Below are 24,843 nucleotides of genomic sequence, written 5' to 3'. Positions count from 1 at the left end.
GATGCATGTCCCACCCTCGACCTCAACCGCGTCGTCGCACGTGGCGTCGTCCTCGTCCCCGGCCCGCGCCCCGCGCGGGGCCTGGCTGCCGCTCGTCGCCGCCCTGCTGCTGGCCGGCTGCGCCTCCACGGCATCGCTGGCGCCATCGGCCGAGGCACCGGCGCGCTTCAAGGAAGCATCCGTGGCCCGGGCCACCGATGCGGCGCCTTCCACCGCCACCGCAACCGCCACGGGCACGACCGCGACGCCGGCGCCCGTGGCCGGCGACTGGTGGCGCGCCTTCGCCGATCCGGCGCTCGATGCACTCGTCGAGCGCGCGGCGACGCGCAACACCGACATCCGGCAGGCCGCCGCGCGGCTGGCGGAGGCGCGCGCCCTGGCCCGCTCGGTCGATGCCGCGCGCGCGGTGCAGGTCGACGCCGGTGGCGGCGCCAACCGCGCCGCCGGCCTCGGCCGCACGGTCGACGGCCGCCCGGTGACCCTGCTCGACGCCCGCGTCGGCGTCTCCTACGAGCTCGACCTGTTCGGCCGCCTGGCCGGTGCCAGCAACGCGGCGGTCCTGGATGCCGATGCCCGCGCGGCCCTGCTGGAGAGCGCCCGGCTGATCGTGCAGGCCGAGGTGGCGCAGCGCTACTTCCAGCTGCGCGCCATCGATGCCGAACGCTCGCTGGTGCGCGACACCGTGGCGGCCTATCGCGACACGCTCGACCTCACCGAACGCCGCGAGCGGGCCGGCGACCTGGCCGAGCTCGATGTCGAGCGCGTGCGGACCGAGCTGGCCGCGACCGAGTCCGACGCCCTGGCGCTGGACCGCCAGCGCGCCCTGCTCGAGCACGCGCTGGCGGTGCTGATCGGCGAGGGCGCCACCGACTTCGACCTCGCCGCCGATGCCTGGACCACCGCGCTGCCGTCGATCCCGGCCGGCGTGCCCTCGACGGTGCTGGTGCGCCGGCCCGACGTCGCCGCCGCGCAGCGCACGGTGATGGCGGCGCAGGAGCGCCTGGGCGTCGCGCGGACGGCCTGGTTCCCCAGCATCGCCCTGACCGGCGCCGGCGGCTTCGCCTCGCCGGACCTGGGCGACCTGTTCAAGTGGTCGGCGCGCTCCTGGGGCATCGGCGCGCTGCTGTCGCTGCCCTTGCTCGATGGCGGCCGCCGCGAGGCCGGCGTGCAGGTCGCCGCCGCGCAGCTCGACGGCGCCCGTGAGCGCTATCGCGACCAGGTGCTGGTGGCGTTCCGCGAGGTCGAGGACGAGCTGGCGTCGCTGCGCCTGCTCGACCGGCAATCGGTGGTGCAGGCCCGGGCCGTCGACTCGGCCGCGCGCGCGACCGCGCTGTCCGACGTGCGCTATCGCAACGGCATGGTCAGCCAGCTGGAGCTGCTCGACGCGCGCCGCAGCGAGCTGCGCAACCGGCGCCAGGCGCTGCAGGTGCGTGCCGCGCGCTACCAGTCGACCGTGGGGCTGATCCGCGCGCTGGGCGGCGCCTGGGACGCCTGAGATCGGGAGTCGATGGCGCCCACCGGTCCGGTGCCGCGTCCGCCCGCTCAGCCCGGCGCGGCGTCCCGGCCGGCGACGGCCGGCGCCAACGGCGCCAGCCCCTCGGTCAGCGCGTCGACGAAGGCGCGCACGCGCGTGGAGAGCTGGTGGCGCTGCGGGTAGACCGCGTAGATGTCGGCCTCGGGCGCGCGATAGTGGCCCAGCACCTCGATCAACCGGCCGCTGCGCAGATGCCGGTTGATGTCCCACTCGGCCCGCATCAGGATGCCGTGGCCGTCGAGCGCCCACGAGACCGCGATCTCGCCATCGTTGGTGGTCAGGCTGCCACGCGTCTTGACGGCTTCGGTGCGGGCCTTGGCGCCCGTGCCGGTCGTCAGGCGCCACAGGCCATAGGCCTCGTCGCCCTGGCGGATGCCGATGCAGTTGTGGCGCGTCAGGTCGTTGGGCACCCGGGGCCAGCCATGCGCCTCCAGGTAGGCCGGCGACGCGCACAGCAGCCGCCGGTTGCCACCGACGCGCCGGGCCACCACGCGCCCGTCGGGCGGCGCGCCGAAGCGCACGCAGACGTCGTAGGCATCGTCGGTCAGGGGCGGCGGATTGACCGACAGCTGCAGCTGCACGTCGACCTCCGGATGCGCCAGGGCGAATCTGGAGATGATCGCCGCCACGTGCGTGCGGCCGAAGCCGAGCGTCGCATTGACCCGCAGCAGACCCTGCGGCGCGCGGCGCGACTGGCCCAGCAGTTCGTTGAGATCGTCGATCTCGCCCAGGATGCGCCGGGCATGCTCGACGAACACCTCGCCCTCGGGCGTCAGGCTCATGCGGCGGGTGCTGCGCGTGACCAGCGCGACCCCGGTGCGCGCCTCCATCTGCGAGAGCCGCTTGCTGACCGCCGGCGTCGAGATGCCCAGTTCGCGGCCCGCCGCGCTCAGGCTGCCGCAGGCCACCAGGGTCGAGAAGAAGCCGAGTTCGGCCGGTTGGATGCCCAGGGTCATGCGTGAGTGATTGTTGAATCGGGGTTAACGATGAATTGAATCTAGGCGTGGATCGCTACCTTGTCCAGTCGGTACATTCACCCGATCCAATCCGGTCACACAGCCACCCATCCACATCACCGCACAGACGCAACCATCATGAAGACGTACAAGATCGCGACCATCCCCGGCGACGGCATCGGCAAGGAGGTGGTGCCCGCCGGGCGCGAGGTGCTCGAGGCGCTGGCCGCCGCCGGCGGCACCTTCGGCTTCGAGTTCGAGGACTTCGCCTGGGGCGGCGACTGGTTCCGCGCCCACGGCGAGATGATGCCCGCCGACGGCCTGGAGGCCCTGCGCGACAAGGACGCCATCCTCTTCGGCTCGGCCGGCGACCCCCACATCCCCGACCACATCACCCTCTGGGGTCTGCGCCTGAAGATCTGCCAGGGCTTCGACCAGTACGCCAACGTGCGACCCACCCGCATCCTGCCGGGCATCGACGCCCCGCTCAAGCGCTGCGGCCCGGGCGACCTCGACTGGGTCATCGTGCGCGAGAACTCCGAGGGCGAGTACGCCGGCGTGGGCGGCCGCGTCCACCAGGGCCACCCGATCGAGGCGGCCACCGATGTCTCCATGATGACCCGCGCGGGCGTCGAGCGCATCATGCGCTTCGCCTTCCGGCTGGCGCAGTCGCGGCCCCGCAAGCTCCTCACCGTGGTCACCAAGAGCAACGCCCAGCGCCACGCCATGGTCATGTGGGACGAGATCGCCGTGCAGATCGCCAGGGAGTTCCCGGACGTCAAGTGGGACAAGGAGCTGGTCGACGCGGCCACCGCGCGCATGGTCAACCGTCCCGCCACGCTCGACACCATCGTCGCGACCAACCTGCACGCGGACATCCTGAGCGACCTGGCCGCCGCCCTCGCGGGCAGCCTGGGCATCGCGCCGACGGCCAACATCGACCCCGAGCGGCGCTACCCGAGCATGTTCGAGCCCATCCACGGCTCGGCCTTCGACATCATGGGCAAGGGCCTGGCCAATCCGGTGGGCACCTTCTGGTCGGTGGTGATGCTGCTGGAGCACCTGGGCGAGACGGAGGCCGCCGCGCGCGTCATGGCCGCCATCGAGCGCGTGACGGCCGATCGATCGCTGCACACCGGCGACCTCGGCGGCTCCGCCACCACCGCCCAGGTCACCCGCGCGGTCTGCGACCAGATCGCCAGCGGCGCGACACCCCGGCGCAAGGCCGCCTGAAGTCCAGCGGGGCGCTGCCGTCGTCGCCGGCTCGACCCCGGCCCACGTCAACGATTCCCGCGCCCTCGTCATCGGCGGCGCGCCTTCCCGTCCACCCCGGAGACCCGCCGCCATGAAACGCCCCAGCAACGCCAAGATCGTCGCCACCCTCGGACCGGCCAGCGCCGACCGCGCCACCATCGAGGCCCTGGTGCGCGCCGGCGCCGATGTCTTCCGGCTGAACTTCAGCCACGGCACGCATGCCGACCACAAGGCGCGCCTGGACACCATCCGCGCCGTCGAGAACGATCTCGGCCGCCCGCTCGGCGTCCTGCTCGACCTGCAGGGGCCGAAGCTGCGCGTGGGCACCTTCGCCGATGGTCCGGTGCGGCTGGTCGAGGGCGCGCCGTTCCGCCTCGACCTGGACCGCGACACGCCCGGCGACGCCAGCCGCGCGCCGCTGCCGCATCCGGAGATCTTCGCCGCCCTCACGCCCGGCGCCGAGCTGCTGCTCGACGACGGCCGCCTGCGCCTGCGGGTCGTGACCTCGGGGCCTGAATCGGCCGAGACCCTCGTCGTCAATGGCGGCCTGCTGTCCGACCGCAAGGGCGTCAACGTGCCCGGCGTGGTGCTGCCGCTGTCGGCCCTGACCGCCAAGGACCGCGCCGACCTGGACTACGGCCTCGCCCTGGGCGTCGACTGGATCGCACTGTCGTTCGTGCAGCGCGCCGCCGACATCGTCGAGATCAAGGCCATCGTGCAGGGCCGCGCCGGCATCGTCGCCAAGCTGGAGAAGCCCTCCGCCATCGAGAGCCTGGATGCCATCCTGGCCGAGACCGATGCCGTCATGGTGGCGCGCGGCGACCTCGGCGTGGAGCTGCCCGCCGAGCAGGTGCCGGCGATCCAGAAGCGCATCGTGCGGGCCTGCCGGCGCCTGGGCAAGCCGGTGATCGTGGCCACGCAGATGCTGGAGTCGATGGTCGGCGCGCCGGTGCCGACCCGGGCCGAGGCCTCGGACGTGGCCACCGCCATCTACGACGGCGCCGACGCGGTGATGCTGTCGGCCGAGTCGGCCTCGGGCCGCTACCCGGTGGAGGCGGTGGCGATGATGGACGCGATCATCTCGCAGACCGAGGCCGATCCCTACTACCGCGATGCCATCGATGCCGGCCACACGCCCTCGGGCCGCAATGTGCCCGATGCCATCGGCTGGGCGGCGCGCTCGGTGGCCGGCCTGCTCGACGTCGCGGCCATGGTGGCCTACACCAGCTCCGGCGCCTCGGCCCTGCGCATGGCGCGCGAGCGCCCGCGCGCGCCGATCCTGGGCATGACGCCGCAGCGCGCGACCGCGCGCCGGCTGACGCTGGTGTGGGGGGTCAGTCCGGTGCTGTGCCACGACGTCATGGATGTCACCGAGATGACCGAGGTCGCGGTGCAGACCGTGATGCGGCTCGGCCAGGCGCGGCCGGGCGAGTCGATCGTCATCGCCGCCGGCATGCCCTTCGGCACCGCCGGCACCACCAACCTGCTGCGCATCGCGCAGGTCGGCTGAGCCCACGGCGGGCACCACGCCCGCCCCCTCCACGTCGCGGCGATCGGCCCGCCCCCGGGGTTCCTCCCGGGGTCGGGCGCGCGCGTGCGCGCGTCATCGGCGGGTCCATGGAATTGTTGAATCCAGGTGAATGATGGCTTGAGTTGGAGCGTGGTTTGGCGACCGCCTCCAAACCTAAAGTTTGCGCTCCAACGAGTCAGACATCAGGAGACAGACCATGAAGATCTACAAGATCGCGACCATCCCCGGCGACGGCATCGGCAAGGAGGTGGTGCCCGCCGGGCGCGAGGTGCTCGAGGCACTGGCCGCCGCCGGCGGCACCTTCGGCTTCGAGTTCGAGGACTTCGCCTGGGGCGGCGACTGGTTCCGCGCCCATGGCGAGATGATGCCCGCCGACGGCCTGGAGGCCCTGCGCGACAAGGACGCCATCCTCTTCGGCTCGGCCGGCGACCCCCACATCCCCGACCACATCACCCTCTGGGGCCTGCGCCTGAAGATCTGCCAGGGCTTCGACCAGTACGCCAACGTGCGACCCACCCGCATCCTGCCGGGCATCGACGCCCCGCTCAAGCGCTGCGGCCCGGGCGACCTCGACTGGGTCATCGTGCGCGAGAACTCCGAGGGCGAGTACGCCGGCGTGGGCGGCCGCGTCCACCAGGGCCACCCGATCGAGGCGGCCACCGATGTCTCCATGATGACCCGCGCGGGCGTCGAGCGCATCATGCGCTTCGCCTTCCGGCTGGCGCAGTCGCGGCCCCGCAAGCTCCTCACCGTGGTCACCAAGAGCAACGCCCAGCGCCACGCCATGGTCATGTGGGACGAGATCGCCGTGCAGATCGCCAGGGAGTTCCCGGACGTCAAGTGGGACAAGGAGCTGGTCGACGCGGCCACCGCGCGCATGGTCAACCGTCCCGCCACGCTCGACACCATCGTCGCGACCAACCTGCACGCGGACATCCTGAGCGACCTGGCCGCCGCCCTCGCGGGCAGCCTGGGCATCGCGCCGACGGCCAACATCGACCCCGAGCGGCGCTACCCGAGCATGTTCGAGCCCATCCACGGCTCGGCCTTCGACATCATGGGCAAGGGCCTGGCCAATCCGGTGGGCACCTTCTGGTCGGTGGTGATGCTGCTGGAGCACCTGGGCGAGACGGAGGCCGCCGCGCGCGTCATGGCCGCCATCGAGCGCGTGACGGCCGATCGATCGCTGCACACCGGCGACCTCGGCGGCTCCGCCACCACCGCCCAGGTCACCCGCGCGGTCTGCGACCAGATCGCCAGCGGCGCGACACCCCGGCGCAAGGCCGCCTGAAGCGCATCCAACTCCGGAGACGACAACCATGAAGACCCCCATCTCGCGCCGGCGTTCGGTGCTGCTCGCCCTCGCCCTGGCCGGCGCCACCTCGCTGGCCGCCGCCCAGGCCTACCCGACCAAGGCCATCACGCTGGTCGTTCCGTTCCCGCCGGGCGGCAGTTCCGACGTCCTGGCGCGCTCGCTGTCGAACAGCCTGTCGCAGAGCCTCGGCCAGCCGGTGATCGTCGAGAGCCGGCCCGGCGCCGGCGCCACGGTCGGCGCCGACTATGTCGCCAAGGCCAGGCCCGACGGCTACACCCTGCTGATGGGCGCGGTGCACCACACCATCGCGACCAGCGTCTACAAGAAGCTGCCCTACGACTTCGAGAAGAGCTTCGCGCCGATCACCACCGTGGCCCTGGTGCCCAACGTGCTGGTGGTGAACGCCAAGTCGCCGGCCACCGATGTCAAGAGCCTGATCGCGCTGGCCAAGGCCTCGCCCGGCAAGCTGTCCTATGGCTCCAATGGCAATGGCACCGTGCAGCACCTGATCGGCACCCAGTTCTCGCAGCTGGCCGGCGTCGAGCTGCTGCACGTGCCCTACAAGGGCAGCGCGCCGCTCACCACCGACCTGCTCGGGGGCCAGGTCGACATGTCGTTCGACACGCTGACCCCGCTGGTGCCGCACATCCAGGGCGGCAAGCTGCGCGCCCTGGCCGTCACCACGGCGCGGCGCTCCGGCACGCTGCCCGACGTGCCGACGCTGGCCGAGTCCGGCCTCGCGGGCTTCAACCAGGGCACCTGGTTCGGCATCCTGGCCCCGGCGGCGACGCCCAAGGACATCGTGACGCGTCTCAACACGGAGATGGTCCGGATCATCCAGTCGCCCGACTTCAGGAAGCGCATGGACGAGATCGGCGCCGAGCCGGTCGCCAACACCCCGGCGCAGATGGCCGCGCAGATCAAGGACGACACCGCCAGGTACGCGCGTCTGGTGAAGGAGTCGAACGTCACGGTCGATTGACCCCGACCCCCCTCGCAGTCCCGACCCACCCCGCGGGCGCCACCGCCCGCACCCGGAGATGAAGATGAAAAGAGACAAACGATTCCTGCCCGCCGCCATCGCGGCCCTGACGCTCACACTCACCGGCCAGGCCCTGGCCCAGACCCAGAGCCAGATCCACCGCGACGCCGCCACGCGCAACGTCGGCAACGACACCTTCCTGCGCGACAACGCCCAGGCGTTCTACTGCAACCTGCCCGACAACAACAACGCCATCGTGCTGGCCGCGCGCGCGACCAACAGCATCCGCGTGCCCCTGACGCAGATCTTCGACGACGTCTGGATCGTCGGTTCGCGCTATGTCGCGCAGTACCTCATCAAGACAGCGGACGGCTTCGTGATGGTGGACGCGGGCAACAACGCCGCCGAAGTCCAGACCTACAACTATCCGGCGCTGCAGTCGCTGGGGCTGAGCCCTTCCTATCCGCTCAAGGAGATCTTCCTGACGCACGGGCATGGCGACCACGACGGCGGCGCGAGCTGGCTGCTCGCCAACCTGAACGCCCGCTCGTGGCTCGGGTCGGCCGATGCCGGCAACAAGGCCTATGCGCCCAAGCTGATCGACTCGAACAATCTCTCGCCCCAGAAGGTCTCGATCGGCGGCAAGGAATTCACGGTCCTGGCCACGCCCGGTCACACCCCGGGATCGACCTCCGCCGTGCTGACGGTCAAGGACAAGGGCAAGGACGTCAGGGTGCTGATCAACGGCGGCCAGTCGATGACCAGCTCGGTGCCCCAGGTGGCGCAGTACCTCGACTCGATCGAGCGCACCTACACCCTGGCGAAGGCATTGAATGTCGAGGGCGTCATGACCCCGCACATCTACTGGGACGGCACCGTCAACAAGGTCGACGACATCATCGCCAAGGGACGCGGCACGCAGAGCCAGTTCGTCTTCGGCCAGGAGGGCGTGCTGCGCCAGCTGGCGGTGGCGCGCGAATGCTCGGCCGCCTGGCTGACCCGGCTCGACGCCTCGCGGCAGCTGCCGACCTGGCGCTTCAACACGCTCGAGGTGGTCGATGCCTCCAATGTCAATCTGATCTCGGCCAAGCTGAGCAATGGCTGGAACGACGTGGCGGGCAAGCAGGTCAGGTTCACGTTCGAGGATTCGAGCGCCGGCTGCACCAGCGCGACCAACAACGAGGGCGTGGCCACCTGCGCCAGCCCCGGCTTCGCCGGCCGCAGATTCACCGCCGAGTTCGTCGGCAAGACCGACAACCAGTTCGTCGACCTGCCGGCGGCGGCGCAGGGCACCACGCCCGAGTTCGGCGGTGACGGCGGCGGCGGCGGGGGTTGCACGATCGGCGACGGCCGCTTCGATCCGATGCTGGCCGGCCTCGCGATCCTGGCATTGTTCGGCATCGTCCGGCGGCGCCGCGGTCGGGCGCGCGCCTGAGTCGCCCCGGCGCGCGGCCTCCGGTGCCCGCCAGCTCGCGCACCCTGCTGCTCCTGCAGGTCCTCATGGCGGGACCGGCGGGGGCGTTCGCCCTGAAGCTCCTGGGCGATGTCGCGGCCCCGCCGGCGGGCGCGCATCGCGCCTGGGAATGGCTGGCGATCGCCCTGCTGGTGGCGCCGGTGGTCGAGGAACTGGCCTTCCGGGACGGGCTGCAGCCCTGGCTGCGCGAGGTCCTCGCCCGCCACGCGAGCTTCCGGCTGCCGGGCCCGACATGGGCCAACATCGGCACCAGCCTCGCCTTCGGCCTGTGCCACCTGCCCTCCCACCACGGCGCCATGGCGGCCCTGGTGGTGGCGCCCTCGCTGCTGCTGGGCCACCTGCGCGAGCGCACCGACACGATCTGGCCCTGCGTGCTCGCGCATGCCTGGTTCAACGCCTGCTTCCTGTTCGCATTCCTTCCCTGATCCATCCACCATGACGACCACCCGATCCAGCCGTGTCCCTCCACCGCCGACGCTGCCGGCCCTGCTCGCCGGCCTGGCCCTGCTAGCCTGCCCATGGACCCAGGACGCGTTGGCCCATGGCCTGCCCCGGCCGGTCCATGGCGGCAGCACGGCCACCCAGCTGGACCTGGGCTTCGAGATCTTCCGGCGTGGCGGCGAGATCGTGGTGTACGTCACCGACCACGACAGCCCGTTCGCCACCGATGTCTTCAGCGGTCATGTCGAACTCGGGCGCGAGCTCGTCGCGCTGCGTCCGGCGCCGGGCGGCCTGCTGGTCGGCACGACGACGTCGAAACGACCCGACCTGCGCAGATCGGTCGTGGTGCTGAAGGCGCGGGTGCTGCCCGCGCCGCTGCGCATCGATTTCGCCGCCCCGCCGCCCTGAGCGGCCCGGCGCCAACCGATCGTCCCACCTTAACGACCGCTTAAGTTTCGCCCCCCAGCATCGGCGCTCCGAATCACTCCAGTCGTCCTGGAGCTTCCCAAGGAGTACGCATGCTGATGGCCCGGTTACCGCACGAGAGCGAAACGGCAGCGCCGCCGACCGTCCTGACCTCGCACGGGGTCGACGATCCCCGGCGCGGCGAGGTCGAGCATTTCATCCGCGACGTCTTCGCCCGGCACTATGGCGCCGAGGTGCGCCACTTCGCTCCCACGCTGGTCACGCTGCGGGATGGCGGCGAGATCATCGCCGCGGCGGGCTATCGCAGCGCCGCGGAGTCGCCGCTGTTCCTGGAGCGCTACCTGTCCTCGCCGGTCGAGCGGCTGCTCGCCTCGGACGACGGCATCGCCCCCCGACGCGATGGCATCGTCGAGGTCGGGCACCTGGCCGCCGGACGGGCCGGCGCGGGACGCCGCCTGATCGCCCTCATGGGCCCACATCTGGCGGCGCGCGATTTCACCTGGGTCGTCGGCACCCTGACGAGCGAGCTGCGCCACCTGTTCCTGCGCCTCGGCGTGACGCCACTGGCGCTCGGCACGGCCGATCCCTTGGCACTGGGCGAGGACGGCGCCCAGTGGGGCAGCTACTACGAGCATCGCCCGGTGGTGCTGGCCGGCCACCTGCGCCAGGCCCTGCGCCGCCTGGCGCGCGAGCTGCGCCAGGCGGGCGGAGACGCCCGGTGAGCGCGGTGGACGCCATCGGCGCCATGGACGCCATCGAGACGACGCCCCCGGCCGATGCCATCGCGCTCGACGATGGCCGGCGCCACTGGACCTTCGGCCAGCTCGAGGACGAGACCCGGGCCCTGGCGCTGCGGCTCGGCGCCGATGGCACCCGGGTGCTGGCGACCCTGCTGGACAACTCGCCGGCCTGGATCATGGCCGACCGCGCCGCGATGCGCGCCGGCGTCGTCCACGTCCCGCTGCCGGTCTTCTTCACGCCCGAGCAGATCGGCCACGCGCTGGCCGCCGCCGGCGTCGACACGGTGCTGACGGCGGCGCCGGTCGCCGCGCGCTGGCCGCAGGCGCCGGCCGGCCCGTGCGAGGTCGCCGGCATGCCGCTGGTGCTGATGCGGCTGCCGGCGCGGTCGCCCGCCATGCCGGCCGGGACCGCCAAGATCACCTTCACCTCGGGCACCACGGGCGCGCCCAAGGGCGTCTGCCTGGACGACGCCGCGATGCGGGCGGTGGCCGAGGGGCTGGTCGAGGCCATGGAGCCCCTGGCCATCCGGCGCCACCTGTGCGCGCTGCCATTCGCGGTGCTGCTGGAGAACATCGCCGGCGTGATGGCGCCGCTGCGGCGCGGCGCCACCTGCGTCGCGCTGCCGCTGGCGGAACTGGGCCTGGCCGGGTCGTCGAATTTCGACGCCGCGCGCTTCCAGGCCGTGGTCGAGGCGCAGCAGCCGCACAGCCTGATCCTGCTGCCGCAGATGCTGCGGCTGTGGACGGCCTACCTGGCGCATCACGGCCTGCGCGCCGCCGCCTCGCTGCGCCTGGTGGCCGTCGGCGGCGCCGCCGTGGGCCGGCCGCTCCTGGAGGCCGCGCGCGCCGTCGGCATCCCGGCCCACGAAGGCTATGGCCTGTCCGAGGGCGCTTCCGTGCAGACCCTGAACCTGCCCGGCGCCGACCGCCCCGGCAGCGCCGGCCGGGCCCTGCCGCACGCCCGCCTGCGGGTCGGCGCCGAGGGCGAGATCGAGGTCGCGGGCAGCCTGTTCCTGGGCTACCTCGGCGGCTGCGCCGACCCGGCATCGGCACCGGATGGCTGGTGGCCGACCGGCGATCTCGGCCACATCGACATCGATGGCTTCCTGCACATCGACGGCCGGCGCAAGAACCTGCTGATCACCGCCTTCGGCCGCAACGTGTCGCCCGAATGGGTCGAGACCGCCCTGCGCGGCCAGGACGCCATCGCCCAGGCGGTGGTGTTCGGCGACGGCGAGCCGGCGTTGAGCGCCGTGCTGTGGCCGGTGCGCTCCGACGCGCCCGACACCGTGCTGCAGGCGGCAGTCGACCGCGCCAACGCCACCCTGCCCGACTACGCCCGCATCCACCACTGGGTGCGTGGCCAGGCCGACTTCAGCGTCGCCACCGGGCTGGCCACGGCCAACGGCCGGCCGCAACGCATCGCCATCCTGCAATCGCATGCCGCCGCGCTCGGCGTGGCGGCCGCCGCAGGCCCTTCCGCCCTCTCCTCCCCGGATCCACTCTCATGAGCTTCCATCAGCAACTGGTCGAACAGACCGCCGACGCCCGCATGGGCCTCCTGGGCACGCCCATCATCCAGGGTTGCCTGCGCGGCGAGGTCTCGCTGCCGAGCTACCTGGCGTTCCTGGGCCAGGCCTACCACCACGTGCGCCACACGGTGCCCTTGCTGCACGCCTGCCAGGCCGCCCTGCCCGCCGCCCACGAGTGGCTGCGCGAGCCGCTGGACGAATACATCGAGGAGGAGCAGGGCCACGACGAGTGGATCCTCGACGACATCCGCGCCGCCGGCGGCGATGCGCAGGCGGTGCGCGACGGCCCGCCCGGCCATGCCACCGAGGTCATGGTGGCCTATGCCTACGACCTGATCGCGCGGCGCAACCCGCTCGGCTTCTTCGGCATGGTGCACGTGCTCGAGGGCACCAGCGTGTCGCTGGCCCTGCTCGCGGCCGACCAGATCCAGCGCCCGCTGGGACTGCCGGACTCAGCTTTCAGCTACCTGCGCTCGCATGGCACGCTCGACCAGGAGCACACGGCCCACTTCGAGCTGCTGATGGACCGCATCGAGTCGCCGCGGGACCGCGCCGACATCGTCCATGCCGCGCGCGCCTTCTACCGGCTCTATGGCGACGTGTTCCGCAGCCTGCCGCTGCCGCGCGACACCGCCGCCGACGCCACCGCATCGTCCGCACCCTCGACCGAGGCCGCCTCCCGGGCGGCGCTCGCATGAGGGCCGGCGACGCCCGGGTCCTGCTGACCGGTGCCGGCGGCGGCATCGGCCAGGCCGCGGCCCGGGCCCTGGTCGATGCCGGCGCCGCCGTGCTGCTGGCGGGCCGCTCGCCGGCGCGACTGGCGGCCCAGGCCCGTACCCTGCTGCACGAGACCAGCGCCGCCGTGGCGCCCCGGGTCGAGTGGCATGCCGCCGACCTGGCGCAGCCGGATGGCGTCGCCGACCTGGCCCGGGCGGCCTCGGCCTGGGGCTGCAACGTGGTGGTGCACAACGCCGGCGTGCCCGGCTTCGGCCGCCTCGAAGCCTTCACGCCCGCCGAGGTGGCCGAGGTGCTGCATCTCAACCTGGTGGTGCCAATGCTGCTGACCCAGGCGCTGCTGCCGGGCCTGCGCGCCCACAGCACCGCCCGCGTGATCTTCATCGGCTCGGTGCTCGGGCGCCTGGGCCTGCCGGGCTACAGCGTCTATGGCGCCAGCAAGTTCGGCCTGCGCGGCTTCGCCGAGGCATTGCGCCGCGAACTCGCCGACACCGGCGTGGGCGTGCAGTACCTGGGCCCGCGCAGCACCCGGACCGGTTTCAACAGCGATGCCGCCGCGCACTACAACCGCGCCACCGGCACCGCCATGGACGAGCCCCACATCGCCGCGCGCGCCCTGGTCGAGCTGCTGCACAGCGGCGCGCCCGAGCGCTTCCTGGGCTTTCCGGAGAAGCTGGCGGTGCGCCTCAACGGGCTGGTGCCGGCCTGGCTCGATGGCGCCTTCGCCAAGCACCGCACTGCGCTGCCACCCCTGGCGCCGGCGCCCCCGGCCGCGCTCGCTTCCTCCCCCCAGGCGCCACCGGCCGATGCGGATGCCCATCCGCTGATGCACGGCGCTCCCTGAACCGACCACCCAGACCCAGAAAACCAGAAACCCAGAGACCCAGAGACCCATGAACTCCCGCCTGCCCACCACCCCGCGCGCCGTTTCCCTGCCCACCCCATCCCGGCGCCACCTGCTGACCCTGCTGGTCGCCTCGACCCTGGCGGTCGCCGGCGCGTGGCTGCCGCGCGCCCACGCGGCCCCGGCCGACGATGCCGTCGTCGATCTCCAGCACGAATGGGAGGTGATCCGCTACCAGAGCCCGGCCGCCGAGCGCGAGAAGCGCTTCGAGGCCCTGGCCGCCAAGGCGCACAAGGTCAGCGAGACCCATCCGTCCCAGGCCGGCCCCTTGATCTGGGAGGGCATCATCGTCAGCTCCTGGGCCGGCGAGAAGGGCGGCCTGGGCGCGCTGGGCCTGGTCAAGCAGGCCAAGGCGCTGTACGAGTCGGCCATCGCCATCGATGGCGACGCACTCGACGGCTCGGCCTACAACAGCCTGGGCGTCCTCTACTACAAGGTGCCCGGCTGGCCGGTCGGCTTCGGCGACAAGGCCAAGGCCAAGGAACTGCTGCAGAAGGCCCTGGCGCTCAATCCGAAGGGCATCGACCCGAACTTCTTCTATGGCGAGTACCTGGTCGAGACCAAGCAGCCCGAGGAAGCGGCGACCTACCTGACGCGCGCCATCCAGGCACCGCCGCGTCCCGGCCGCCAGGTCGCCGACACCGGCCGGCGCGAGGAAGCGCGCGCCCTGCTGGAGAAGACCAAGGCGCGCTAGCCGGCCCTGGCTCCGGCTCCGCCGGCATGGCGCGGCGCGGCGAAGCCCAGCCGCACGCGCACGCCCTGCACGCCATCGCGCATGCCGACGTCGAGTTCGAGACCATGCAGGGTGGCGATGCGGCGCGCGATCGACATCCCCAGGCCGCTGCCGATCTCCTGCTGGCCATCGGGCCGGTAGAAGCGCTCGCCGAGCCGCGCCAGCTGCTCCCCCGACAACGGCGGCCCGTCGTTGTCGACCTCCACGGTCGAGGCCGAGAAGCGCAGCAGGACGCCGGTGCCCTCGGGCGCGTAGCGCACCGCGTTGTCCAGCAGGTTGCGCAGCAGGACGGTCAGCAGGTGGGCATCGCCCAGCAATGGCATCGGATGGGATCCGGCCGGCGGCCATTCGCAGGCCAGTTCGATGCGGCGGCGCTCGGCCAGCATCAGGCAGTCGCCCATGGCCTGCTCGACGATCGGCGTCCAGTCGATCTCGCTGGTCACCAGCGCGGCGCCGGATTCGACCCGCGACAGCGCCAGCATCTGCGTCACCAGCCGCGCCATGCGGTCGAGACCGGCGTCGAGCCGGCGCTCGGCCTGCTCGCGCTCGCGCGGGCTGCTCGAACGCCGCACCACCTCCCACTGCGCCCGCAGCACCGCCAGCGGGGTGCGCAACTCGTGCGCCGCGTCGGCGGTGAAGCGGCGCTCCCGCACCAGCAGCGAGTCGATCCGCACGAACAGTCCGTTCATGGCGCCGATCATGGGCCGCAGCTCGACCGGGGCGCTGTCGCCCGGGATCGCGCGCAGGTCGTCGGCGTCGCGATGGCGCAGGTCGGCCGCCAACGCGCCCATCGGCGCCAAGGCGCGCCGCACCGCCCAGGCCATCAGGGCCAGCAGGAACGGCAGCATCAGCAGCCATGGCACGACCTGGCTGAAGGTCAGCCCGTAGACCAGCTCGTCGCGCTCGTAGGCGCCCTGGCCCGCCGCCACCAGCCAGCGGCCATCGAAGGACTGCAGGTAGTAGAGCCGCCACTCGCGGCCCTCGACCTGGGTGTCGAAGAAGCCGGCGCGCTGCGGCCGGTAGGGCAGCGCCACGCCTTCGCGATCCGACAGCGCGAGCCGGCCATCGGCATCCCACACCGCCACGGCGAGATCGCGGACGTCGGCCTCGCCGGCATCGGCATCGCCCTTGCCGGCGGCCGGCGGCAGCGTCGTGGTGGTGCCCTCCAGCGCGGGGCCGAGCGTCGACTGGACCTGGCGCGCCAGGCGGATCAGCTCGGTGTCGTAGAGCTCGTTGACCTCGTGGCGGGCGCGGCTGATGGAGACATACAGCGCCAGGCCCCACACCAGCGGCGCGCAGATCAGCAGGTACAGCAGCAGGCGGCGTTGCAGGCTCATTCGTCGCCGTGCTCGCCGGAGCCGATCGCGTAGCCGACGCCACGGACCGTGCGCACGATGCGCGGATCGATCTTGCGGCGCAGGTGGTGGATGTGGACCTCCAGCGCGTTGCTCTCGGGCTCGGACGCGTTCCAGTCGTAGAGCTTCTCCAGCAGGTGGGCCTTGGAGACCACGCGCTGCGACTGGCTCAGCAGGGCCTCCAGCAGGGCCAGCTCGCGCCCGGTGAGGTCGACCTTGGCGCCCTTCCAGTGCACCACCTTGGTCGCCGGGTCGTAGCGCAGCTCGCCCCGCTGCCAGGCCGGCTGGGCCTGGCCCGCCGCGCGCCGCACCAGCGCGCGCAGGCGGGCGGCCAGCTCGTCGATGGTGATGGGCTTGACCAGGTAGTCGTCGGCGCCGGCATCCAGGCCGGCGACGCGCTCGGCGACGCCATCGCGCGCGGTCAGGATCAGCAGGGGCAGCTTGAGGCCGCGATCGCGCCAGCGCCGCAGCCAGGTCATGCCGTCGCCGCGCGGCAGTCCGAGGTCGAGCACCACGGCATCGAAGGCGGCGCCGGCGAGCGCCGCGTCGGCCCGCTCGCCATCGCCGAACCAGTCGACCGCATGGCCGAGCTGGCGCAATCCGATCGCCAGGGCCTCGCCCAGCAGGACATCGTCCTCGACCACCAGCAGACGCATGTGCGGGAACTCCAGTGCGGCGCGCGGAAGTGCGCGCCGGGCCGTGATTATCGGGATCGCCTCAGGCCCCGGGGAACAGATGGCCGACGCCGGCGGTGACGGCCATGGCCAGGGCACCCCAGAAGGCAACCCGCCACGCCCCACCAGCGGCATCCGCGCCACCGGCCCGGGCGGCGATGGCACCCAGCAGTGCCAGGAAGACCACCGAGGTCGCGCCGACGGCCGCCAGCAGCCAGGAAGCAGCCACCAGCCAGGCCACGGCCAGCGGCAATGCCGCGCCGACCGCGAAGCTGGCCGCCGAGGTCAGGGCGGCCTGCAGCGGCCGGGCGACCAGCGCCTGCGTGATGCCGAGCTCGTCGCGCGCATGGGCGGCGAGCGCGTCGTGCCGCATCAGCTGCTCGGCGACCTCGTGCGCCAGCGGCGGCGACAGGCCGCGATCGACATAGATGGCCGTGAGCTCGCGCAGCTCGGCCGCCGGATCGTCGCGCAACTCGATCCGCTCGCGCGCCAGGTCGGCCGCTTCGGTGTCGGCCTGCGAATGGACCGAGACATATTCGCCGGCGGCCATCGACATGGCGCCGGCGACCAGTCCGGCCAGACCGGCGACCAGGATGGTGGCGCGCCCGGCATCGGCGGCGGCGATGCCGGCGATCAGGCTGGCCGTCGAGACGATGCCATCGTTGGCGCCTAGGACGGCCGCCCGCAGCCAGCCGATGCGGGTCGAGCGATGGCGTTCCGCATGGCGCTGCCCGGGGCCCCTCACGAGGCGGCACCGGTGGCGTCCGGCGGCATCGCGCCGCCGGGCGGGGGCGCCACGGGACGGGCCGGGGGCGTGTCGAGCGCCGCCCGCAAGGGCTCGACGATCGCCGAGCGCAGGTCGAGGCCGTCGTGATCGAAGGCATCGTAGATGCACCAGGTGCAGGAGCCCGAGAGCAGGCCCAGGCCGAGGAAGAACGCCAGCGCCAGCGCGGCGGGGGCCTGTGCCTGTGCCCGTGCCGGCCCGACGACCAGGACGGCGGCGCCGGGCGCGACAGCGGGGGTGGAGGTGGCGGATGGCGCCGGAGGAAGGCCGGGTGTCATTGGGATGCCTCGGGGACGTGGGAGGGTGGGGCCGGTGGCGGACCGGCGGTGGCCCCGAGCATCGCCGTCCAAGCTTGGATTCCGCTTAAGGCGACGGCGGCGGGAACGGCCGCGACCCCCGGGCCCGGCCGGGGTCTTGCCGCGCCGTCCTACAATCCGCGGCGCCTCGATCCCCACCCTCCCGATCCCTCGAAGCCTCGATCCCTCGCCACCCCGATGCCCGCCGGTCACCCGCCCTCCCACCCGCACGCGATCCGGCCGAAAGCCGCCGGCACCGCGCGCAGGGGATGGCTCGCGCCGGGCCCGGGACGCTGGCTCCTGGTCGTGCTGATGTTCCTGCTGCCGGCCCAGTTCAGCTGGGCGGCGGCGGCCCCCTATTGCGCCCACGAGAGCAATCCGCCCTCGTTCCACATCGGCCACCACGCCCACGTGCACCAGGGTTCGCAGCCCGGGTCGCAGCCGGCGGCGCAGATGGCATCGCTGGCGTCCGTGGCATCGCTGGCCGACGGCGCGCAGGGCGTGGCGGCGGAGCCGGACGCGCCCCGGGGCTCACCGGTGGCCGACCATGCCGACTGCAGCTACTGCCACGGGGTGGCGGGCCAGTTCGCGACAGCAGCCACGCCGCGCTTCGGGCCGGTGGTCCGGCAGGCCCCGCTTCCCGCCACCGTCGCCGCGTCCGCCTCGGGCCGGCCCGACAGCATCGATCGCCCCCGCTGGGAACGCGCCCTCTGAGCCGGCGCGTTCGCTTCCCACCCACCTCCTCCTTCTCGCAGATGATGGTTTGACGAAACGCGTCGGATTCCTTGGTCTCTTCCCCATGACTGGAGAATTCGATGTGCAGGTATCTCTTGCCGCTGGCCCTGGTGCTGGCGTCATTCACGGGCGGCCACGCGCTGGCCCAGGAACGGGCCGCCGGCGCGGCCCCGCCCCTCACCCTCGCCGCGGCGATCCGCGCCGCGCTCGCCGACAACCCTGAGATCCAGGTCGCGCGCCGCGAGATCGAGATCTCGCGGGGCGCGCGCCTGCAGGCCGAGGCGCGCCTCAATCCGACCCTCGCGGCCCAGCTCGAGGACCCGCGGCGCGACAACCGCACCCACACGGTCCTGCTTAGCCAGCCCTTCGAGCTCGGCGGCCAGCGCGCGGCGCGCATCGAGGCCAGCGAGCGCGCGATCGACATCGCGCGCGTCCAGCTCGAGGCCCGCCGGGCCGAGCTGCGGGCCAGCGTCACGGCGGCCTTCTTCGTCGCCCTGATTTCGCAAGACCGCGTGCGGCTGGCGCGGGATTCGCTCGACCTCGCCGCGCGCGGCAGCCTGGCGGCCGGCAACCGGGTCCGCGCGGGCAAGGTGGCGCCGCTGGAGGAGACCCGCTCGCGGGTCGCCGAGGCCGGGGTACGGCTGGAACTGGTGCAGGCGCAGGGCGACCTGCGGACCCAGCGCCAGCAGCTCGGCGCGCTGCTGGGGCGTCCGGCCTTCGACCAGCCGCTCGACGGCGACGCCCTGGCGCTGCCGGCGCTGCCGACCGAGGCCGCCGTCGAGGCCCGGCTGGCGGAGGCGCCGGCGAGCCGCCAGGCCCGCCTGCAGGTGCGGCGCCTGGCCGCGCTGGCCGAGCTCGAACGGGCCCGGCGCATCCCGGACCTGACCATCACCGCCGGCGGCCAGCGCGATGTCGCGCTCGGCCGCAACCAGGCGATCGTCGGCATCTCGGTGCCCCTGCCGCTCTTCGACACCAACCGGGGCAACATCGCCGAGGCCTTGAGCCGACGCGACCAGGCCGAGGACCAGGCCGACGCCATCGCGCTGCGGCTGCGTTCGGATGCCGCCACGGCGCGCCAGCGTCACGCCAACGCCCTGGCCGAGGTCGAGACCCTGCGCGGCGACATCCTGCCCGGCGCCTTGACCGCCGTCACGGCGGCGACCACCGGCTTCGAGTTCGGCAAGTTCGGCTTCCTCGACGTCCTCGACGCCCAGCGCACCCTGCTGCTGGCGCGCTCGCAGTACCTCCGCGCGCTGGCCGAAGCGCATCGCGCCGTGACCGACCTGGACCGCCTGCTGGGCGAGCCGGCGCTGTCGGACGCCCTCCCCCTCATCCCCCGCTGAAGGAATCCCCATGGCTCACCCACGACCCACGAGCGCCGGCCGCCCGAGCCGCGCGCAGCTCGTCCTGATCGCCTGCCTGCTCGCGTTCGGCATCGTCGCCGGCATCCTCATCCTGCGCGGCGGCGGCACGTCCAGCGCCGGCCCCGCCGAGCACGCCGAGGGCGGCGAGCACGACGAGCACGGCGACCACGATGCCGACCATGGCCGGGCCGGTGGCGGCGACGCGCACGGCGCGGACTCCGGCCGGACCGCGCAGGCGGCCCGCGGCCCGCATGGCGGGCAGCGCTTCCAGGCCGGCGACTTCGGCCTCGAGCTGCTGCTGGCCGAGGACGACGGCATCCCGCGCTTCAAGGCCTGGGTCCTCGCCGGCGACCGGCCGGTGGCGCCCGCCGGCCACGCCATCACCCTCACGCTGGCGCGCCCGAACGGCGAGACGCAGATCCTGGAGCTGACGCCCCGCGACGATGCGCTGGCCAGCGACCAGCCGGTGCCCGAACCGCATGTCTTCGAGGCCGTCGTCGACGCCCGCACGCCCGCCGGCGCGCATCGCTTCGGCTTCACCGAGGAGGAAGGCAAGGTCGAGATGACCGAGGGCCAGATCCAGGCCGCCAGCATCACGCTGGAAGCCAGCCGGCCGGCCAGCATCCGCAGCGCGCTGCAGTTCCCGGGCGAGATCAGGTTCAACGAGGACCGCACCGCGCACATCGTGCCGCGCGTGGCCGGCGTGGTGGAGAGCGTGGGCGCGGACCTCGGAGAAGGTCCGACGCGGCCAGGTGCTGGCGGTGATCTCCAGCGCCATGGTCTCGGAGATGCGCTCGGAACTGCGGACCGCGCAGCGGCGCCGCGAACTCGCGCGCACCACCCACGAGCGCGAGAAGACATTGTGGGAGCAGCGCATCTCGCCCGAGCAGGATGTGCTGCAGGCCCGCCAGACCTTGCAGGAGGCGGAGATCGCGGTCGCCAACGCGGCCCAGAAGCTGCGCACCCTGGGTGCGGCCACCGACGACGCCTCGCTCGGCCGGCTGGCCCTGCGCGCGCCGTTCGACGCCATCGTGGTCGAGAAGCACATCGCCCTGGGCGAGGCGGTGCGCGAGGACGCCTCGGTCTTCACCCTGTCCGACCTGTCGCGGGTCTGGGCCGAGCTCAACGTGCCGGCGCGCGACCTGTCGCAGGTGCGGGTCGGCGAACGGGTGGTGGTGCGCGCCGCCGCTTCCGACGCGGTGGCCGAGGGCACCGTGTCGTATGTCGGCTCGCTGCTGGGCGAGCAGACGCGCACCGCACGGGCGCGGGTGGTGCTGCCCAATCCGCAGGATGCCTGGCGTCCGGGCCTGTTCGTCACGGTCGAGGTGGTGGCCAACGAGATCGACGCGCCGGTGACGGTGGCCGCGTCGGCGATCCAGACGCTGGACGAGAAGCCGGTGGTGTTCCTGAAGGTCGAGGGCGGCTTCGTGCCGCAGGGGGTGCGGCTCGGTCGCGGCAACGGCCGCCGCGTCGAGATCGTGAGCGGCCTGCGCGCCGGCGCCGAGCATGCCGCGGCCGGCAGCTTCGTCGTCAAGGCGCAGCAGGGCAAGGGCGCGGCGACGCACACCCACTGAGGACCGAGCGACCATGTTCGAACGCATCATCCGCTTCGCCATCGACCAGCGCTGGCTGGTCCTGCTGGCCGTGCTGGCCATGGCCGCCCTGGGGCTGCACAGCTACCAGCGGCTGTCGATCGACGCCGTGCCCGACATCACCAACGTGCAGGTGCAGATCAACACCGGCGCGCCGGGCTACTCGCCCCTGGAGACCGAGCAGCGCGTCACCTTCCCGATCGAGACCGTGATGGCGGGCCTGCCCGGCCTGCTGCAGACCCGCTCGCTGTCGCGCTACGGGCTGTCGCAGGTGACGGTGGTGTTCCGCGACGGCACCGATGTCTACTTCGCCCGCCAACTGGTCAACGAGCGCCTGCAGTCGGCCCGCGCCGGGTTGCCGGCGGGCGTCGAGCCGATGATCGGCCCGATCTCCACCGGCCTGGGCGAGATCTACCTGTGGACGGTGGAGGCGCGCGACGGCGCCCGCAAGCCCGACGGCACGCCCTACACCGCCACCGACCTGCGCGAGATCCAGGACTGGATCATCAAGCCGCAGCTGCGCGGCGTGCCGGGCGTGACCGAGATCAACTCGATCGGCGGCTTCGAGAAGCAGTACCAGGTGGCGCCCGACCCGGAGCTGCTCTCGGCCCACGGCCTGTCGCTGGCCGACGTGGTGCGCGCGCTGGAGCTCAACAACGCCAATGTCGGCGCCGGCTACATCGAGCGGCGCGGCGAGCAGTACCTGATCCGCGCGCCCGGCCAGGTGCGCGGCCTGGAGGACCTGCGCAACGTGATCCTGTCGAACAGCGCCGGCACGCCGGTGCGCGTGCGCGACGTGGCCAGCGTGGGCCTCGGCCGCGAGCTGCGCACCGGCGCGGCCACCGACAACGGCCGCGAGGTGGTGCTGGGCACGGTCTTCATGCTGATCGGCGAGAACAGCCGCATCGTCTCGCAGGCCGTGGCGCGGCGCCTGGAGGAGATCAACCGGACGCTGCCCGCCGGCGTCGAGGCGATCACCGTCTACGACCGCACCGTGCTGGTCGACAAGGCCATCGCCACGGTGAAGAAGAACCTGCTCGAAGGGGCGGTGCTGGTGATCGCGGTGCTGTTCCTGTTCCTGGGCAACCTGCGCGCGGCATTGATCACGGCGCTGGTGATCCCGCTGTCGATGCTGTTCACCTTCACCGGCATGGTCAACCAGCGGGTCAGCGCCAACCTGATGAGCCTGGGCGCGCTCGACTTCGGGATCATCGTCGACGGCGCGGTGGTGATCGTGGAGAACTGCGTGCGGCGGCTGGCGCACGCGCAGGAGCGCCTGGGCCGGCCCCTCGGGCGCGCCGAGCGCTTCGACGAGGTGTTCGCCGCCGCGCGCGAGGCGCGGCGGCCGCTGCTGTTCGGCCAGCTGATCATCATGATCGTCTACCTGCCGATCTTCGCCCTCACCGGCGTCGAGGGAAAGATGTTCCACCCGATGGCGACGACGGTGGTGATCGCCCTGCTCGGCGCCATGATCCTGTCGATCACCTTCATCCCGGCGGCGGTGGCGCTGTTCATCGGCCAGCGGGTGGCGGAGCGGGAGAACCGCCTGATGCGCTGGGCCCGGCGGGGCTACGCGCCGCTGCTCGAGCGCGCGCTGGATGCCAAGGCGGTGGTCGTGACCGGCGCCGCCGTGGCGGTGGTGCTCGCGGGCCTGCTGGCGACCCGGCTGGGCAGCGAGTTCATCCCCAGCCTGAACGAAGGCGACTTCGCCATCCAGGCCCTGCGCATCCCGGGCACCAGCCTGAGCCAGTCGGTCGCGATGCAGCAGCAGCTCGAACGCACCCTGAAGGCGAAGTTCCCGGAGATCCGGCGCGTCTTCGCGCGCACCGGCACGGCCGAGATCGCCTCCGATCCGATGCCGCCGAACATCTCCGACGCCTACGTCATGCTGCAACCGGAGAGCGAGTGGCCCCGGCCCCGGCGCACCCGCCAGCAACTGATCGAGGCGGTGCAGGCCGAGGTGGCGCGGATCCCCGGCAACGCCTACGAGTTCTCGCAACCGATCCAGCTGCGCTTCAACGAGCTGGTCTCGGGCGTGCGGGCCGATGTCGCGGTCAAGGTGTTCGGCGACGACATGGGCGTGCTGGAGGAGACCGCGCGCCGCATCGCGCGGGTGCTCGGCTCGATCGACGGCGCGGCCGAGGTCAACGTCGAGCAGACCAGCGGCCTGCCGGTGCTGGGCATCGACATCGACCGCGAGAAGACGACGCGCTATGGCCTGAACATCGCCGACGTGCAGAACACCATCGCCACGGCGATCGGCGGCCGCGAGGCCGGCACGCTGTTCGAGGGCGACCGCCGCTTCGACATCGTGGTGCGATTGCCGGAGCGGCTGCGCGGCGACACCGAGGCGATCCGGCGCCTGCCGATCGCCCTGCCGCCGCCCGCCGCCGGCGCCAGCGCCAGCGGTGGCAACGGTGGCAACGGCGGCAGCGGTGGCGGCAGTGGCGGCAGTGGCAATGGCGTCGGCCGGGTCAGCTTCATCCCGCTGTCCGAGGTCGCCACGCTGTCGCTCGCGCCCGGTCCCAACCAGGTCAGCCGCGAGGACGGCAAGCGCCGCGTCGTGGTCAGCGCCAACGTGCGCGGCCGCGACCTGGGCTCGTTCGTGGCGGAGGCCGGCGCGGCGCTGGAGCGGCAGGTCGAGGTGCCGGCGGGCTACTGGACCCGCTGGGGCGGGCAGTACCAGAACCTGCAGTCGGCCACCGAGCGGCTGCGGATCGTGGTGCCGGTGGCGCTGGTGCTGGTGTTCGGATTGCTGTTCGCGATGTTCGGCAACTTGAAGGACGGCCTGATCGTCTTCACCGGCATCCCCTTCGCGCTCACCGGCGGCATCCTGGCGCTGTGGCTGCGCGGCATCCCGCTGTCGATCACGGCCGCCGTCGGCTTCATCGCGCTGTCGGGCGTGGCCGTGCTCAACGGCCTGGTGATGATCTCCTTCATCCGCAACCTGCGCGAGGCCGGCGCGCCACTGGACCGGGCATTGCGCGAGGGCGCGCTGACGCGCCTGCGGCCGGTGCTGATGACGGCGCTGGTGGCCGCGCTCGGCTTCGTGCCGATGGCCATCGCGACGGGCACCGGCGCCGAGGTCCAGCGCCCGCTGGCCACCGTGGTGATCGGCGGCATCCTGTCGTCGACCCTGCTGACCCTGCTGGTGCTGCCGGTGCTCTACCGCTTCGCGCACCGGCGCGAGGCCGATCCCGATCCGGTGCCGAGCCTGATGCCGGACCGGCCGGCGATCGCCCTGGCCTGAGGACGCCACCGCCAGGCCACGGCAGCTTCAGGCCGCGATCGCGCCAGCGCCGCAGCCAGGTCATGCCATCGCCGCGCCGCAATCCGATCGCCAGGGCCTCGCCCAGCAGGACATCGTCCTCGACCACCAGCAGACGCATAGGGGGGAACTCCAAAGGGGGCGCATGCGGATGCCAGCGCCGGCCGGTCACTATCGGGATCGCTCTGGAATCGATCCGTCGGACTCGCGCGGGGTCC

Annotated in this window: 21 protein-coding genes and 1 pseudogene; 17 read left to right on the top strand and 5 right to left on the bottom strand. The window is 72.7% G+C overall.

Annotation, left to right across the window (positions count from 1 at the left end; genetic code table 11):
* The first annotated feature begins 1 nt into the window (after position 1).
* Positions 2 to 1,495 carry an efflux transporter outer membrane subunit gene (locus tag AC1MLT_RS17450; protein WP_481035330.1) on the top strand — a complete coding sequence of 498 codons (1,494 nt, stop codon included), beginning with the start codon at positions 2 to 4 and terminating at the stop codon, positions 1,493 to 1,495.
* Positions 1,496 to 1,542: 47 nt separating this feature from the next.
* On the opposite strand, the gene AC1MLT_RS17445 is transcribed toward AC1MLT_RS17450, so the two are convergent.
* Positions 1,543 to 2,490 (bottom strand): LysR family transcriptional regulator, encoded by a 948-nt coding sequence (locus AC1MLT_RS17445; protein ID WP_481035329.1) that lies wholly within the window; start codon positions 2,488 to 2,490, stop codon positions 1,543 to 1,545.
* 138 nt (positions 2,491 to 2,628) lie between these two features.
* Here AC1MLT_RS17445 and AC1MLT_RS17440 point away from each other — a divergent pair, with 138 nt between their 5' ends.
* The 12 genes from AC1MLT_RS17440 to AC1MLT_RS17385 all read left to right on the top strand — a co-directional run bounded on the left by AC1MLT_RS17440 (position 2,629) and on the right by AC1MLT_RS17385 (position 14,518).
* Complete coding sequence (locus tag AC1MLT_RS17440) at positions 2,629 to 3,723, top strand: tartrate dehydrogenase (RefSeq protein ID WP_481035328.1); 1,095 nt, start codon at positions 2,629 to 2,631, stop codon at positions 3,721 to 3,723.
* Positions 3,724 to 3,835: 112 nt separating this feature from the next.
* Complete coding sequence (gene pyk, locus AC1MLT_RS17435) at positions 3,836 to 5,254, top strand: pyruvate kinase (protein ID WP_481035327.1); 1,419 nt, start codon at positions 3,836 to 3,838, stop codon at positions 5,252 to 5,254.
* Between the two features lie 217 nt (positions 5,255 to 5,471).
* Positions 5,472 to 6,566, top strand: coding sequence for a tartrate dehydrogenase (locus tag AC1MLT_RS17430; protein WP_481035325.1), 1,095 nt, complete (start codon positions 5,472 to 5,474; stop codon positions 6,564 to 6,566).
* Between the two features lie 28 nt (positions 6,567 to 6,594).
* A complete protein-coding gene (locus AC1MLT_RS17425; protein ID WP_481035324.1) occupies positions 6,595 to 7,572 on the top strand; it encodes a tripartite tricarboxylate transporter substrate binding protein in 978 nt (325 codons plus the stop codon).
* Between the two features lie 64 nt (positions 7,573 to 7,636).
* The gene (locus AC1MLT_RS17420) at positions 7,637 to 9,007 is read left to right on the top strand and encodes an MBL fold metallo-hydrolase (RefSeq protein WP_481035323.1); all 1,371 of its coding nucleotides are present in this window, start codon (positions 7,637 to 7,639) and stop codon (positions 9,005 to 9,007) included.
* 23 nt (positions 9,008 to 9,030) lie between these two features.
* Complete coding sequence (gene mrtJ / locus AC1MLT_RS17415; protein ID WP_481035322.1) at positions 9,031 to 9,471, top strand: JDVT-CTERM system glutamic-type intramembrane protease MrtJ; 441 nt, start codon at positions 9,031 to 9,033, stop codon at positions 9,469 to 9,471.
* 10 nt (positions 9,472 to 9,481) lie between these two features.
* Positions 9,482 to 9,895, top strand: a complete 414-nt coding sequence (locus AC1MLT_RS17410; protein WP_481035320.1) for a hypothetical protein — start codon at positions 9,482 to 9,484, stop codon at positions 9,893 to 9,895.
* Positions 9,896 to 10,005: 110 nt separating this feature from the next.
* Complete coding sequence (locus tag AC1MLT_RS17405) at positions 10,006 to 10,635, top strand: thermostable hemolysin (RefSeq protein WP_481035319.1); 630 nt, start codon at positions 10,006 to 10,008, stop codon at positions 10,633 to 10,635.
* A complete protein-coding gene (locus AC1MLT_RS17400; RefSeq protein WP_481035317.1) occupies positions 10,632 to 12,164 on the top strand; it encodes an AMP-binding protein in 1,533 nt (510 codons plus the stop codon). Before AC1MLT_RS17405 ends, AC1MLT_RS17400 begins: the two co-directional genes overlap by 4 nt.
* Positions 12,161 to 12,883, top strand: coding sequence for an iron-containing redox enzyme family protein (locus tag AC1MLT_RS17395; RefSeq protein WP_481035316.1), 723 nt, complete (start codon positions 12,161 to 12,163; stop codon positions 12,881 to 12,883). Before AC1MLT_RS17400 ends, AC1MLT_RS17395 begins: the two co-directional genes overlap by 4 nt.
* The gene (locus AC1MLT_RS17390) at positions 12,880 to 13,764 is read left to right on the top strand and encodes an SDR family oxidoreductase (RefSeq protein WP_481035315.1); all 885 of its coding nucleotides are present in this window, start codon (positions 12,880 to 12,882) and stop codon (positions 13,762 to 13,764) included. The genes AC1MLT_RS17395 and AC1MLT_RS17390 overlap by 4 nt, the downstream gene beginning before the upstream one ends.
* A 49-nt stretch (positions 13,765 to 13,813) precedes the next feature.
* Entirely contained in the window at positions 13,814 to 14,518 is a 705-nt protein-coding gene (locus AC1MLT_RS17385) for a tetratricopeptide repeat protein (protein WP_481035313.1), read from the top strand.
* On the opposite strand, the gene AC1MLT_RS17380 is transcribed toward AC1MLT_RS17385, so the two are convergent.
* The 4 genes from AC1MLT_RS17380 to AC1MLT_RS17365 form a co-directional block, all read right to left on the bottom strand.
* Complete coding sequence (locus AC1MLT_RS17380; RefSeq protein WP_481035312.1) at positions 14,515 to 15,894, bottom strand: ATP-binding protein; 1,380 nt, start codon at positions 15,892 to 15,894, stop codon at positions 14,515 to 14,517. The two genes, AC1MLT_RS17385 and AC1MLT_RS17380, sit on opposite strands and share 4 nt — an antisense overlap.
* Positions 15,891 to 16,568: a response regulator gene (locus tag AC1MLT_RS17375; protein WP_481035311.1), complete on the bottom strand. Its 678-nt coding sequence runs from the start codon at positions 16,566 to 16,568 to the stop codon at positions 15,891 to 15,893. Before AC1MLT_RS17375 ends, AC1MLT_RS17380 begins: the two co-directional genes overlap by 4 nt.
* A gap of 61 nt (positions 16,569 to 16,629) precedes the next feature.
* Positions 16,630 to 17,331: a VIT1/CCC1 transporter family protein gene (locus tag AC1MLT_RS17370; RefSeq protein WP_481035310.1), complete on the bottom strand. Its 702-nt coding sequence runs from the start codon at positions 17,329 to 17,331 to the stop codon at positions 16,630 to 16,632.
* Complete coding sequence (locus AC1MLT_RS17365; protein WP_481035309.1) at positions 17,328 to 17,648, bottom strand: hypothetical protein; 321 nt, start codon at positions 17,646 to 17,648, stop codon at positions 17,328 to 17,330. The genes AC1MLT_RS17370 and AC1MLT_RS17365 overlap by 4 nt, the downstream gene beginning before the upstream one ends.
* Positions 17,649 to 17,864: 216 nt before the next feature.
* On the opposite strand from AC1MLT_RS17365, the gene AC1MLT_RS17360 reads away from it, so the two are divergent.
* The 4 genes and pseudogenes from AC1MLT_RS17360 to AC1MLT_RS17345 all read left to right on the top strand — a co-directional run bounded on the left by AC1MLT_RS17360 (position 17,865) and on the right by AC1MLT_RS17345 (position 24,607).
* The gene (locus AC1MLT_RS17360) at positions 17,865 to 18,380 is read left to right on the top strand and encodes a hypothetical protein (protein WP_481035308.1); all 516 of its coding nucleotides are present in this window, start codon (positions 17,865 to 17,867) and stop codon (positions 18,378 to 18,380) included.
* 101 nt (positions 18,381 to 18,481) lie between these two features.
* Positions 18,482 to 19,744 (top strand): TolC family protein, encoded by a 1,263-nt coding sequence (locus AC1MLT_RS17355; RefSeq protein WP_481035307.1) that lies wholly within the window; start codon positions 18,482 to 18,484, stop codon positions 19,742 to 19,744.
* 10 nt (positions 19,745 to 19,754) lie between these two features.
* Positions 19,755 to 21,339, top strand: a pseudogene (locus AC1MLT_RS17350) (efflux RND transporter periplasmic adaptor subunit).
* A 13-nt stretch (positions 21,340 to 21,352) separates the two neighbouring features.
* Positions 21,353 to 24,607, top strand: coding sequence for a CusA/CzcA family heavy metal efflux RND transporter (locus AC1MLT_RS17345; protein ID WP_481035306.1), 3,255 nt, complete (start codon positions 21,353 to 21,355; stop codon positions 24,605 to 24,607).
* The last annotated feature ends 236 nt before the right edge of the window (positions 24,608 to 24,843 follow it).

Source organism: Variovorax sp. PEI5 (assembly GCF_056679935.1).
Note: the sequence above shows the minus strand (reverse complement) of the source record. Positions and strands in the feature narration are given on the sequence as shown.

Coding starts and splice junctions, on each gene's coding strand:
- AC1MLT_RS17450 (WP_481035330.1), top strand. CDS start 2: ATGCATGTCCCACCCTCGACCTCAACCGCGTCGTCGCACGTGGCGTCG.
- AC1MLT_RS17445 (WP_481035329.1), bottom strand. CDS start 2,490: ATGACCCTGGGCATCCAACCGGCCGAACTCGGCTTCTTCTCGACCCTG.
- AC1MLT_RS17440 (WP_481035328.1), top strand. CDS start 2,629: ATGAAGACGTACAAGATCGCGACCATCCCCGGCGACGGCATCGGCAAG.
- pyk (WP_481035327.1), top strand. CDS start 3,836: ATGAAACGCCCCAGCAACGCCAAGATCGTCGCCACCCTCGGACCGGCC.
- AC1MLT_RS17430 (WP_481035325.1), top strand. CDS start 5,472: ATGAAGATCTACAAGATCGCGACCATCCCCGGCGACGGCATCGGCAAG.
- AC1MLT_RS17425 (WP_481035324.1), top strand. CDS start 6,595: ATGAAGACCCCCATCTCGCGCCGGCGTTCGGTGCTGCTCGCCCTCGCC.
- AC1MLT_RS17420 (WP_481035323.1), top strand. CDS start 7,637: ATGAAAAGAGACAAACGATTCCTGCCCGCCGCCATCGCGGCCCTGACG.
- AC1MLT_RS17410 (WP_481035320.1), top strand. CDS start 9,482: ATGACGACCACCCGATCCAGCCGTGTCCCTCCACCGCCGACGCTGCCG.
- AC1MLT_RS17405 (WP_481035319.1), top strand. CDS start 10,006: ATGCTGATGGCCCGGTTACCGCACGAGAGCGAAACGGCAGCGCCGCCG.
- AC1MLT_RS17395 (WP_481035316.1), top strand. CDS start 12,161: ATGAGCTTCCATCAGCAACTGGTCGAACAGACCGCCGACGCCCGCATG.
- AC1MLT_RS17390 (WP_481035315.1), top strand. CDS start 12,880: ATGAGGGCCGGCGACGCCCGGGTCCTGCTGACCGGTGCCGGCGGCGGC.
- AC1MLT_RS17385 (WP_481035313.1), top strand. CDS start 13,814: ATGAACTCCCGCCTGCCCACCACCCCGCGCGCCGTTTCCCTGCCCACC.
- AC1MLT_RS17380 (WP_481035312.1), bottom strand. CDS start 15,894: ATGAGCCTGCAACGCCGCCTGCTGCTGTACCTGCTGATCTGCGCGCCG.
- AC1MLT_RS17375 (WP_481035311.1), bottom strand. CDS start 16,568: ATGCGTCTGCTGGTGGTCGAGGACGATGTCCTGCTGGGCGAGGCCCTG.
- AC1MLT_RS17365 (WP_481035309.1), bottom strand. CDS start 17,648: ATGACACCCGGCCTTCCTCCGGCGCCATCCGCCACCTCCACCCCCGCT.
- AC1MLT_RS17360 (WP_481035308.1), top strand. CDS start 17,865: ATGCCCGCCGGTCACCCGCCCTCCCACCCGCACGCGATCCGGCCGAAA.
- AC1MLT_RS17355 (WP_481035307.1), top strand. CDS start 18,482: ATGTGCAGGTATCTCTTGCCGCTGGCCCTGGTGCTGGCGTCATTCACG.
- AC1MLT_RS17345 (WP_481035306.1), top strand. CDS start 21,353: ATGTTCGAACGCATCATCCGCTTCGCCATCGACCAGCGCTGGCTGGTC.